This is a genomic window from Luxibacter massiliensis (assembly GCF_900604355.1).
GTDB lineage: Bacteria > Bacillota > Clostridia > Lachnospirales > Lachnospiraceae > Luxibacter > Luxibacter massiliensis.
This window is the reverse complement of the sequence record NZ_UWOE01000001.1, coordinates 1,300,777-1,313,541: the sequence shown is the minus strand read 5'-3', so window position 1 is coordinate 1,313,541 and position 12,765 is coordinate 1,300,777. Positions and strand designations below refer to the sequence as shown.

General features: G+C 42.5%; 10 protein-coding genes. All 10 read right to left on the bottom strand.

Annotated elements, in window-relative coordinates; all coding sequences use genetic code 11:
- Window position 1: 1 nt before the first annotated feature.
- Window positions 2–1,387 (bottom strand): hypothetical protein, encoded by a 1,386-nt coding sequence (locus tag EFA47_RS06065; protein ID WP_122642451.1) that lies wholly within the window; start codon window positions 1,385–1,387, stop codon window positions 2–4.
- Window positions 1,384–2,580: a hypothetical protein gene (locus EFA47_RS06060; RefSeq protein WP_122642450.1), complete on the bottom strand. Its 1,197-nt coding sequence runs from the start codon at window positions 2,578–2,580 to the stop codon at window positions 1,384–1,386. Before EFA47_RS06060 ends, EFA47_RS06065 begins: the two co-directional genes overlap by 4 nt.
- A 27-nt stretch (window positions 2,581–2,607) precedes the next feature.
- Window positions 2,608–3,909 (bottom strand): glycosyltransferase, encoded by a 1,302-nt coding sequence (locus tag EFA47_RS06055; RefSeq protein WP_164689933.1) that lies wholly within the window; start codon window positions 3,907–3,909, stop codon window positions 2,608–2,610.
- 59 nt (window positions 3,910–3,968) lie between these two features.
- Window positions 3,969–5,141, bottom strand: coding sequence for a beta 1-4 rhamnosyltransferase Cps2T (gene cps2T, locus EFA47_RS06050; RefSeq protein ID WP_122642448.1), 1,173 nt, complete (start codon window positions 5,139–5,141; stop codon window positions 3,969–3,971).
- Window positions 5,142–6,569: a sugar transferase gene (locus EFA47_RS06045; RefSeq protein ID WP_122642447.1), complete on the bottom strand. Its 1,428-nt coding sequence runs from the start codon at window positions 6,567–6,569 to the stop codon at window positions 5,142–5,144.
- A gap of 132 nt (window positions 6,570–6,701) precedes the next feature.
- Complete coding sequence (locus EFA47_RS06040; RefSeq protein ID WP_122642446.1) at window positions 6,702–8,159, bottom strand: flippase; 1,458 nt, start codon at window positions 8,157–8,159, stop codon at window positions 6,702–6,704.
- Between the two features lie 4 nt (window positions 8,160–8,163).
- Complete coding sequence (locus EFA47_RS06035) at window positions 8,164–9,195, bottom strand: glycosyltransferase family 2 protein (RefSeq protein WP_122642445.1); 1,032 nt, start codon at window positions 9,193–9,195, stop codon at window positions 8,164–8,166.
- A 71-nt stretch (window positions 9,196–9,266) separates the two neighbouring features.
- Window positions 9,267–10,277: a glycosyltransferase family 2 protein gene (locus EFA47_RS06030; RefSeq protein ID WP_122642444.1), complete on the bottom strand. Its 1,011-nt coding sequence runs from the start codon at window positions 10,275–10,277 to the stop codon at window positions 9,267–9,269.
- Window positions 10,268–11,374 carry a glycosyltransferase gene (locus EFA47_RS06025; protein ID WP_122642443.1) on the bottom strand — a complete coding sequence of 369 codons (1,107 nt, stop codon included), beginning with the start codon at window positions 11,372–11,374 and terminating at the stop codon, window positions 10,268–10,270. The genes EFA47_RS06030 and EFA47_RS06025 overlap by 10 nt, the downstream gene beginning before the upstream one ends.
- A complete protein-coding gene (locus EFA47_RS06020) occupies window positions 11,371–12,762 on the bottom strand; it encodes an O-antigen ligase family protein (protein WP_164689932.1) in 1,392 nt (463 codons plus the stop codon). The genes EFA47_RS06025 and EFA47_RS06020 overlap by 4 nt, the downstream gene beginning before the upstream one ends.
- Window positions 12,763–12,765 lie beyond the last annotated feature (3 nt).

Sequence of the window (12,765 nt, the reverse complement as noted above, 5' to 3'; positions counted from 1 at the left end):
ACTATTCATTCCCCATCAGCTGATTATACTTCTTCCATGAAATTTCCTTTACTTCTCCGTCTTTTAAATTCCCGTCCTTTAATGACAAAGATGCAATCTGCCATCCCTCATCCTGCCAAACCAAAGTATAGCCGCTCACATAACACTTCCCATTAAAAGCATAAAACACAACATACTGTGCCTCATTATCAGGCAGGTTCCCTTTCACCTCGATCATATCTTTTACATCCATGTAGGGAATCATTTCCGGGTTCAATTCTTCCAATATATCCTCTGCCGTTTTCTCCAGCTCGTTTAATTTCCTGCTTTCTGGGGAGTACTCTTCCCCCAGCAACCCATAATATAAATAAGTGAGCTGTTTAGCAAATCGTTCCTGTAATTGAATGACTTCTGCATTTACTGAATTTAAATCTTCTGCCTGAGCATCTATATTACAATAGCTTAAAGCCTTTGTAACATCCTTTTTCTGTAATGCAAGTAAATATTTCTGTATAGTATCCTTCTCATCTTTCCCGAAGGATGACCCTACTATAAAATAATTCGGAGGCAGGATTTCCTTTTCCGGATCCTTAATCTCTTCTTTCTCTGCCTGTTCCTCCGTTGTTTCCTCTGTATTCAATTTCTTACTTAATTCTTCAAGATAACCTAAAATATCTTTCTGTTCAGTAATAGAATCAAATTCCTTTTTCGTTATTTCCTCAATAAAAGAGTTTGTCCCATCTTCTGGAAATACAGACCCAAAATCAAACACTTTCCAATATCCATAATACTTGGTGACAGTAAAAGTCACCATAAATTCCTTATCCTGGCTCTTTATTAAAACTGCCATTTTTACAGCTGCATCTGCTCCCCAGCTGCCGCAGATTTTGCTGGATTCATATAAAATATCAGATGACATCTGCTCCTCTGGATGTAAAATCCCCACGCTGCTTATTTCTGAAACAGAAAGGTCTGCAAAATACTTCTGGAATTCTTCAAACTTATCTGTATAATATTTCGCTAACTCAATAGAGCTCAATGCCCTGTACTCTTCATAATCTGCAGAAGGGGGGAGTCCCATATCATAGCCAAACATCTCTGATTTATTGATAGTTTCGTAAAACGGATTTGCCAGCAAACGTTCATCTACAGCACATGCCCTCAGAAACAGGTCCAAATCCTTTTTCTGCAAAGCTGACATGATATATCTTAAGAGATCCTCCGGATCCTGGAATTGTTCTATCGTCTGCTCACGTGCAAGATCTTCAGGAACAATTGTTGATTCTCCTACTTGTCTTTCCATCCAATATTTATATATAACTAGACCGCCTATCAATATTGCAATCAGTATAATTCCAATCAAAACAGGATATTTATGAAAAATTTTATTAATCTTAACTGATTTCATGCTTTTACCTTTCTCCAACCCCTTTTTATTATAGGCTCCTTCCCGGGTTCCTCGCTTAAACATGCCAACGGAAGCCAAAGTAATATATTATAGCTGATATCCATTATATGGTGCTCCACAACACATTGCAGCCCCATAACCGCAATGAGCCATAACAATGTCCATTGTCTTTCTTTTCTGGCTTTGAAACTCAGTACTGCAAAGAGTAACAGAAGCACTCCAAGGACAAGAATTCCATATTGCAGCAGCACATAAAGATATGAACTATCCAGGAAAAAATAATTTTCTGGCTGTTTCACACTATTGCCGCTCCCGATTAATTTAATAGGTTGTCCAAATATAGAGAGGCCATATAAATCAATTCCCTTTTTTCCCAACCGCAGCCGGCTGTTTAAGATATTGTCAAAAAGTACCATTAACTTACTTCCGGGGTCATAAAGCAAGGTCAGTCCAATCATGACCATGGCACAAATTGTAGTTGATAGGCATAAGAGTAGTGACAAGGCAGAATGCATCTGGTATTGGTGCTGGGCACGACGGTGCCTCCACTTATTAAAAGCCATACAGCCTGCCACTAATAATATGCAAATCGTATTTAAACGGGCGTCACAGAAAATATATACAAAAATTCCGACTGCCGCTATACCCCCTATTTCTAAGTATCTCAACCGTTCTTTCCTGATACAGCAATAAGCAGTGATCATATAAAAAAGATGTGCCGAAAAATCTGTAGGATATACAATACCAAATGAAATTCTCTGCCTTCTGCCATCCTGATATATAATCAAATTCTCTATTCTGCCTGTCAATGCAGAAAATACTGTCCAAAACAGAAGTACACTACATGTAATCAGAAATACCTTTACTATTTTTCTATAAGAAATCCCCCGGGATCCTACAATCAGCAGAACAATATTGCTTAATTCTTCATAAGTATTATGCTGCCACGCCACTAGAAATATAAATGCTGTCAATGCGCCTAATAGAATATCAGCAAGACAAATTTTATCTTCAGCCGCAAACCTCATTGTAATAACAATGAGCAGTAATATCCTGAGATTACGATAGAAATATTCAGGCCATACAATCTCAAAAGTTGTTGTCCAAGAAAAATAATATCCTATCATGACTGCAAATAATAAAAGATACGCAGCTTCCAAGATTGTTTTTATATTTTTTTCTAGAATCCCCATATTATTTTTACACTCCTTAGCTAAAAATTACCGCTCATAAAGCTCTTCTATTTCTTTGGCATGTATGTCTATTGTTTTGATTTTCTGCTCTTTTACAATACATCGATTCATTGCTTCGAAGGTGCCATTTTGTGAATCTAATATTGACCGGATCCTCTCCTTCAGAGACTGTACATTTGGCGATACTATAAATCCCGTCCGGCCATCTTTTATGATATCCTTCGCTCCAACTCTTTCGCTTATTAATACAGGCACCCCGTAGCTTAATGCCTCCAATGCAACAAACCCAAAGGTTTCAAACCAACAGCTGGGCACTGCAACTATATCAGTATTTTCCATTATATGTCCTAATTCTGTCCTCTGATAACGGGGATGGGACTGTAGATAACGTTCCTGTTTTTGTCCACTGCCATAGGAATGTAATTCGAAATTTCTATATCCTTCCTGCCAAAGTTCATCTAATGCACTTACTAACAACCCATACCCTTTAACTGGATTTGGGGCCCCTAAAAAAGCTATCCTTACTTGCTTTGATGCTTTTTTTACCCTTTTGTTGTCTTGAATACTTCCATTTGTAATACTAATCACACTTCCTGGCACCGAATCAAAATATTTTTTAAATACCGCCTCCGTAACTGTGCTATTATAATGCATCTTATCGATCATACGAAACATACTCATATAATACTTGCGGAGTTCTTGGTACTCATATTTCTTTTTTTCCTCTGTATGGGCAGAAACCGCAGGAACAGGCGCCATCGAATTACCTTTAAAAAAATCTGCTCTGTGTTTTTGCCTTAATTTTTTGATTATATCTGTATTCTTTATCAGGCGGTAGACAGGCGACTGCATCAGGCGTATTTTTCTCAAAGAAAGGGCAGTCCTGTTACATTGGACACAATCCAGGCAGCCATGGTCTTCTGTGCACAATTCCCCATTGTGGAAAAAGGTCACCTTCGGGCACAGTCCATAAAAATCATGTGTTGTATAAATCATTGGAATACTTAATTCCTTTGCCGCCTCCAGAAACTCTTTATATATCCCCATAAAGGTATGGAAATGTATTGCGTCAGGTTCCCAGTTTTTCAAAAAAGCCATAAATACTTTTATTTCTCCAGGTTCCATGTAGGATTTTGTTTCCGCAATTCCTTCGTCCAGCGCAACTGGGAGTGGGTTCATTAACTCAAAACTATCAATTCCAAGAGTTTTTCTCCCTGATTTTATCCTGATTTTACCTCTGCGAAGTCCCATACTTCCAGGCCAGAGCATTCCTGCTTCATGTCCGTCTTTTCGCTGCTGTATCATCAGGTCTAAACAATATTGAGGCATCCCTCCTGTCCGGTAAGGCGGGAATCCCAGACAATAATGTAATATACGCATAATGGTTTCTATCCTTCCCCTGTAAATAGCGTCTCATAACTGCCTACAATATAATCCCAGCTGTAAGCTTCTCTAATCCGAGTTTTTGCTTTCCCGCCCATCCTATGGCATTCTTCATCAGTTAGTGATTCACTACGTTCTATCAATTTACTCAAATCCCCTTTTTCTTTTGACCAATATAAGGAACTATTTTCCCCAACCTCCCTGTTAAACCCCACATCAAGCAGTAAATTTAATTCTGTACTTCCTAATGCTTCTAATAAGCTTGGGTTCGTTCCTCCTACCTCATGGCCATGGATGTAAGCAAATGCATTCTCCCGCAGTTTTTTTAATAACTCCTGATCATATACTGTCCCGGCAAATTTAATTCTTTTGTCTTTGTCAAACCCTGTTTTATTTAATAAACGCTGGTAAAATTTCTGATTATCTATTTTTGTAATAATTAGGAGGGACTTCTTTGTAGAAGACTGCATAAATTCCCGTATCATAATCTCGTAATTATTTTCTGGGACAAATCTGCCCACAATTAAATAATATTCGCCCGGCCTTGTGCCCTTATCTTTATACCAATCCTGTACTTTTTTATCGTCATCTTTAAGAACTGAGGGGGATGTCTCTGAACCATATGCTATAAATCTCGTATTTGGCCCATAGGCAGCATAACTTTTCTTTATATATGCCTCAATATTTTTACTGTCACAGATAACAAGATCTGCATGCTTGACCATCTTCTTTTCTGATAACTTCCAATACCTTTTAACAGGCCAGCTCCATTTGGCACGTTTCCATTCATGCCCGTCCGGATTAATATATAATTCCCCTCCCAGACTTCTGACCTTCTTTTTAAGGTACCAGAAAAAAGGGCCAATCCTGCAGGCGAGGACATAAATGACCGGCTTTTCTATTTTTTTCGCCTTAATATAATTTAGACAATAAATAAACGCCTGCAAATCATACACAATCGCTTTTGCCGGCCCGATGTTAACCTGCCTGATATTAAAGCAGGCGGCATTATTGTGGATGAATGTCCTCCCCGGTTGTTCTGAGGCTGTCAGGCAGGCGACATGATACTGAATCTGGCTGCTTTTCTGATAGTAGGTCAGCTTCTCCAAAAATGACTCATAACCTCCATACTGGGCAGGGATTCCCTTCGATCCGATAATAAATACATGCTTTTTCACTTAAGATGCCCCCTTCCTCTTTAGCACAACCAGGACTGTCTTTGCCAGGATTCGCAGATCCAGGCCAAAGCTCCATTCTTTTATATATTTTGTATCCAGCGCCACTACCTCATCAAAATCTGTAATCTCACTCCTGCCGCTTACCTGCCACATCCCAGTCAGTCCCGGCTTGATGGCCATGCGCTTCCTGTGGTACAGCTCATATTTTGTCCACTCATCCACTGTGGGCGGCCTGGTGCCTACAAGGCTCATTTCCCCTCTAAGCACATTAAAGAACTGAGGAAATTCATCAATAGAAGTTTTTCTGATAAATTCACCGATTCCTTTTATCACTCTCGGGTCACGGTCTATCTTGAACATGAGGCCGCTCTTGATATTATTATCTTTCATTAATTCCTGCTTTCGCTTTTCCGCATCCATGTACATACTGCGGAATTTATATATCCTGAATTTTTTCCCATTCTTCCCCACTCTCCACTGTGAAAAAAATACGGGGCCCGGAGATTTTACAAAAATACAGGGGGCCACAAAGATAAACAGGATTCCTGTACACAGCAGCCCAAACAGGGCGCCAATGATGTCCAGCGTTCTTTTGAAAAAAAGCTGCCGGTTAGACACCATGTTTACGCTGCTGGTCAGGACCGTATATCCCCCCATCCTCTCCACAATCTGATTATGCCGGTACATCTCACTCTCTACCGCCAGCCGCTGATGCACCGTGATTCCCATCTCCTCACAGTCGCCGATCAGCTTCTCACAATCGTATGTACCAAAGGGTATATCAAAAAACACCTCGTCTACCCAATGGTACCGTACATACTCCACGACACTGCTTCCATCTGCCACCACTGGGATATTCTGTATCTGCCTGTCCTTTGCCCCTACCTCTGCATCCAGTAAAACGATACCAGCAATAGTGTAGTCTCCAAAACTATTCTCTCTTATAATCTTCACAGCTTTCCCGGCAGTTTCTTCCAGAGATACAATAATCAAAGACCGCTGGCCTGTCCCCCATTTCTGTTTACTTCTAATGTGGTTTTTCCACAGAATCCTGACAGCATATATCAAAATAATGCTGATCCCCCACATTAACACATACGTGATCCTTGAATAGTCCCCGCTTTTCTTCAATAAATATAAGTACATATTCAGAAGGACGTCCACCGCTGTCACATGGATGACGGCCGCCTTTAGTTCCTCAAAATACCCTCTTCTGACAATCCCTTTATAGCCTTCCCCGAAAAAGACAACAATCAAATGCATCAGGACAAGGATTCCCGCCACGTCCCGGTACAGGGCAAAATTGTATATATTCCCCCATCCGTGCCTGAGCAGATAGGCGATGACAAATGCCAGTTCCATACACAGACAGTCTAAAACTATAAAATCCAGATGCTTCAGCCAGCTGCTTTTTTTCTTCTGATACATATTCATCCCTCCTATCTAAAAATATTGCCTTATGTCCAGCTTTTGGGCGTCTCCCACCAGCCATCATCCCTTATGTTCTGCAGATCCCGCAGACGTTTTCCGCCTACATGCCTGCCCTTTAAGTGCCGCGGCTTATAAGCCTCTCTTCAGCCTTGCCAGCACTGGCCTGATAATCTCCATCACAAAAGGATTCTTGCCAATAAGCAGTATTGTGCCATAAATCCCGAAATATATTATTGCTGAAATAAGAAGGGTGAGGAATACGGAACCCACAGAAATATAATTCTTAAAAATACATACGACTGCCGTGGCAGCTAAAAGGGCGGCAATAGGCAGCTTCCAGTTAAGCTCCTTTTTCATCTCCCAGAGCATTTTCCTCAAATACACTATCTGCACAATCAAGACCGCTATCTCTGCCACCAAGGTTCCCAGGGCAGCGCCTGCCGCCGCATACTTGGGAATATATACTGCATTTAGAATCAAATCCACCACTGCACCTATGATCACTGAAATCAGTACCTTATCCTCTTTTCCCGTTGGCACAAGCACCTGAATCCCCAGCACATTTGTCAGTCCAATCAAAATAATCGTAGGCGTAATCACACACATAGGGATAACGGCTCCCATAAACTCTTCACCTGACAACAGCAGAATACTCTCTTTGGCATATAAAATAAAATATACTGTCAGAGGCAGAGAAACCAGAAGCACAAAATTAATTGTCTTAGCAATCATCCTCCGAAATTCCTTCATCTGCCCACTCTCTATATAAAAAGAGAGCCTGGGCAGCAAAACAGTGCCCATAGAAGTAACCAGGCTGACAAGAATTGTCTTTATCTTCACTGCCGCATTATAGTACCCTACATCCGTGTTTGTTTTCATAAATCCTAGCATTACCGTATCCAGATTAGTATAGATCGTGGTGGCCACGGACATGGCAAAAAAAACAAGGATCGGTTTTAAATGGCGCCGGAAATTATAATACTTCACAGGCTTCAAAGATATAAATCTCCTGAGCCTGATAAAATTCAGCACATAGGAGCCTGCACTGGCAAACACAGCAATGGCCCCGTATATAATATAGTCCTCCTTTGTACGTACAAAGGCAAACATCAGGAATATAGATAAAACTTTAAACAGCATGCCTGCTGCCGCTATATAGGCATACTGCTCCAGGGCTGAGTAAAGCCAGCTCACGCCCAGGACATTTAACAGCATCGCTGCGCTGCTTATAATAAGAAGCGTCCGGTCCTCCTGAAACCCGCTTACCAACCTGAGTGAAAAGCCAAAAGCAATATAGCACAGGATCATCATAATCAGGTTGATAAGCAGCAATTCCTGGACAGTCCTGGATAATTCCTCCTTATTCTCCCTGACTTTTGCACAGGCCCGTATTCCATAAGTCGGCACTCCAAGCATGGCAAACATAGTAAAATACGTAATCACCGAAGTCGCAAAAGCCACACTTCCGTTTCCAGCCGGCCCAAGGACCCGGGACACATATGGAAATGTGATCATGGGAAACAGAAATTGAGACATGGTCAAAGTAAAATTCATTATAAAATTAAATTTTACTGATTTAATCTTCATAGTCTTACCCTTCTTCCAGGCCGTTTCTCTTCCGTGCCGACTTTACAATCATTTCATACCCTTTGAACTTTACTGTCCTCAGGAGCTTAAATGTGCCGCTCTCCTGGACAGACAAATCATAAATATATTGGCTTGTTTCTCTTAGCTCTCTGTCGAACTGTATGAATTTCTCTTTTATCCTCTTGTCCTTTTCAGAAAAACTGATAAATATCGTAATCTGGTCGCCAACCATAGCGGCAATTCTTTTACATATATAATCTATCTTGAGGGCCTCGGCATCTTCTGCATTCTTCCTGAACTTCTCAGCAAACACTGATAAATGCAGGATCACGTCTATATGGTTCTGCATATGCTTCTGGAACCCCTGGATACTGACACTCTGGGTGGCCAGGGCCAGACGGTACATATAGACAGACAGGTCAAAATATGCCACCGTCCTGACATAAGGGAGGGGATACAAAATATATTCCACATCAACGTAAAAACAGTGTTCATCCAGCCTGATATTGTTATCCTTTAAGATACTGCTGCGGATTACCAGTGCATGCATTGGCATCTGTACCCTTTTGGCCGCCTCCTCAAAGCTTAAGACTCCTGTTGCCGGGTCTGCCGCCTCTGCCAGAAGAGAGAAATCCTGTTTTGTTTTTTCTCCAGTCTGGTCGTTCACCTCGTAGTAGTTTGTCACCACATAATCTGCCTCGCAAGTTTTTAACTTGTCCACCAAAATACAGAAATCTTCTGTATTTACCCAGTCATCTCCGTCCACAACCTTGAAATATTTCCCCTGGCACTGCTCTATACCTTTATTGATGGTGGAGCCATGGCCTCCATTTTCCTTAGAAATCACCCGGAAAGTCCCGGGATACATCTGTTCAAAGGCTTTTCCTATTTCTGCTGTCCCATCCTTAGAGCCGTCATCCACAACCAGTACCTCTATATCCTTCAGGACTCTCTCCTCCACAAAGGATTCCAAGGTCTCCTGCAAGAATCTTTCTACATTGTAGGACGGGATCACAACTGTCAATATTTTCTCCATACCAACCTCCATATCCATATTTACTGCCACTGCTTTTCTGCCGTCTTTTTAGGCCGCAGCTATTTCTAATCTTACACTTTCTTTTTTTTCAGGTCAGCCTTTTTGCGTATTCTGGAGAGAAGCCTGATTACACAGTACAGCCTCCTGGCCATAAGCCACAATATGAGCTTATCCTTCCGGGAAAGCCACATACGGACATAGGGATTCTTCTCTGCCCTGGGAAATATGTCCAATACAAATTCCCGAAAACGGCCGCGGTATTCACTTTTGGGATCATAGTACAGCACTTCCTTTGTGGGAACAAAATATGCATGTTCAAAGGCCAGGTATTCCAGTTCATCTCTAAATTCATCATACAGGCCATGGCTTTTAAAATAATCCAGTATGTCCTCTACCGCCGCCTTCCTGTCCTCAAAGCTTTTTTTGAAATTCCTGCTCCTCATAATAGACCCATCGTGGATTATATAGTAGTACAAGGGAGGACGTTCCAGATATACAACACGCCTGGCATTTACCATAAACCTGGGGGTCACAGCCAAGTCCTCATAATTTCTCCCCACAGGATATCTCAGGCCTGTGTCTTCCAGGAAAGCTTTCCTATACAGCTTATTGCAGGGACTGGGGGAGGCCACAAGCAGGGCCGGGGTCTCCTTTGCATCCGTCACCATGCCCCGCGGCACGTCCATGCTCCAGTGATCCTTCCTGCCAGTGGATTCTTCCACCTCCGTGTAATCAAACACCACAATGTCCGCCTCATTTTCCCGGGCACACAGAAGAACCGACTCAACACAGTCAGGGGCAATATAGTCATCCCCGTCAATGTACATCAGATAGATTCCTCTGGCCTCCTGGATTCCCACATTGCGGACATCAGATATCCCTTTGTTCTCCTTGTGTATGACCCGGATCCGCGGATCCTTCCCGGCAGCCTCATCACAGATCTCACCGCTTCTGTCAGAGGATCCATCATCAATCAAAAGAATTTCCAGGTTGCTGTAAGTCTGCCCTGCCGCGCTGCGGATGCATGCCCCTATATATTCTTCTATATTATATACTGCTATCACTAAACTGACTAATGGCATACGATCCTCCTAAGCTGCCCTCTCTGTGACTCCAGGTCATAGTTGTCAGCTTCCCTGAGAAGTTTTACCTTCTCTCTGTCATATCCTCTGTGCCCTAAAATAAAGTCTGCCCAGCTTTTGGGGTTTTCTTTCAGGCTCAGGAAATAACACTGATCCTGTATCTTCGTCTCGTCCGTGATTTCATCGCTGAGCACACACTGTAATTTTGTGCACTGGGCCTCCACCCCGACGATTGGAAGTCCCTCAAACCTGGAAGGAAGCAAGAATACATCCATGGCCTGGTAAAGCCTGTACGTATCTGGGCGCCACCCTAAAAACATCACGGCCTGTCCAAGTCCTTTATCACTTACTCTTTTACGGACAACTTCTAATTCATCCCCTGTGCCCGCAAGAAGCAGGACTGCCTTTTTTTCCTGGCGGTATATCTGCTCAAATATATCAATCAGCAGAGGATAATTTTTGGCATATCTGAAATTCCCGATATGGCCAACAACAAATTTATTCTCTATACCAAGCTCACTGCGCGTCACTTCCCTTATGTGAGGGTCATAGCTAAAGCTCAGCCGGTCAACAGCATTATATATGACCTCAAACTTGCCTGACTGTACAATCTTGTTAGGGAAAATCCATCTTCCGGCCTTATGAGAACATCCGTAGAATCTTGTGCCCGCCCGATAAAAAAACAGTCTGCAGGCCCTATGAACCGTATTATATATAAACCTTTGCAGTGCATCTTCGCAGTCATTGCCGCTGGAATGGCTGTGTATGGCGCGCTCCTCTACCCCTGCCCGCCTGGCCGCAAAAGCGGCAATACAGTCAATGGCTGTGGACACGTTAAGATATACCATGTCATATTGCCCTTTTTCTAAAATCCTACATACCTGTGAGAACTGTTTTACAGGCCTTTTCAGTCCCGCTATTGGAAACAGCCTGGAATGGTATTGCTGTAAAAACTGCCGCAGCTCTGCATCTACTTCATTTGTCAGAAAATCAATTCTTACATCCTCGCCATGCACGGCCTCCAGAAAATTTAGAAGGTATTTATCAACCCCCCCGCTCTTGCCGTCCATAATAAAACCTGCCAGAATTTTTTTCATTTTCTCTCCCTATCCTGCACCAGCTGGCAATTTCTCATCAGATATCCTAAAAACAGCCAGAAACAAAAACTCTGTGGTGCATTTACGTAAAAAATAAATGATAAAAACGTCCCCGCGACTCCCAGGGAAATAGCTGCTGTAAAAGACAGCACCTCCATCCTGTCAGCCTCACCTTCTGTGTGCCTGCATCTTCTCCATAGGATCCTGCCCATGTTCAAAAGCAGGGCCAAAAACAATAGGATACCGATTATTCCCTGGCTGACAAAAATATCCAGCTCCAGATTATGCATAGAGTTATACAGGCCTCCCTGGCCATTATCTACCAAGTATGTATCCGGAAGATGTTCCAATGTATATGGGGCCATATTCCGATATCCGACCCCAATTATGGGAGAGGATTTTATAATCTGGATCCCGCTCTCCCATATTTCAATTCTGCCATTGCTGTAATCCTTATTTATATCCTTTTTACGGAGCTGGTTATTCGTATTCACAGGAGGTTTTGTGCTGGGAGCTGCTTTCGTCTGGCTGCTGACAATCTTTTTCTCTATTGGCCGGTATGCGGCCTTTACTGCAAAAATCCCTGTGAAAGCAACCCCGGTGGCAAGCAGGATACCTGCCGCCCCCAAAAACAGATGCCTGCATCTTCTTCTGTACTGCCATAACCCGTAAAATCCGCCAATCAGTATCCCCACAGTCAAACCCACGAGTCCGGTCCTGGAATCAGACAGTGCGACATAGCAATAATTAATGAGAAAAACCGGAATCATCAAAATTCTCAGCCATATCCTTTTTACCGCAAAAAACGCCCAGATGAGTATAAATAAGGCTATGATTGTAATTGTGGCCCCGTGGTTTGGATCGTCATAGATACCCCAAAGCCGGTTCCACCGGTATCCTATCACATGATAGGCCCCTGCTTCATCCTTAAATTCATACATTCTCCCCCAGTAGACCATACTAAGGCTCACCAGGTTAGCCGCCGTGGAGTATAAAACATATATCCATGACAGCCATTTTAATTCCTTTCTCATCTCTTCTGCGGACATGTCAAAGGCAGTTATATAGACCAGCATGATGGGCAGTACAAGCCAGATAGTTCCCTTTATATTCTCCATAACCCCATATGATATATGGGCCCCTGCGCTGATTATATAGCTGGCAATAAACGCCAGCAGAAGCCACAGATTGTATGCTTTCATATAACGCTTATAGCGGAAGAGCATCCAGGCCGCCATCCCCGCCCCCATAGCTGTGACCCCGTAAGACGCCGCATTCATCCAAGCCTCAGCGTTGACAAAAGAATTGAAGGCCAGGAGTAAATACAATAAATATACGATTTTAAATATAAATAAAAATTTTTTAAACCAGTCTGTTTTTGCTGACATTAC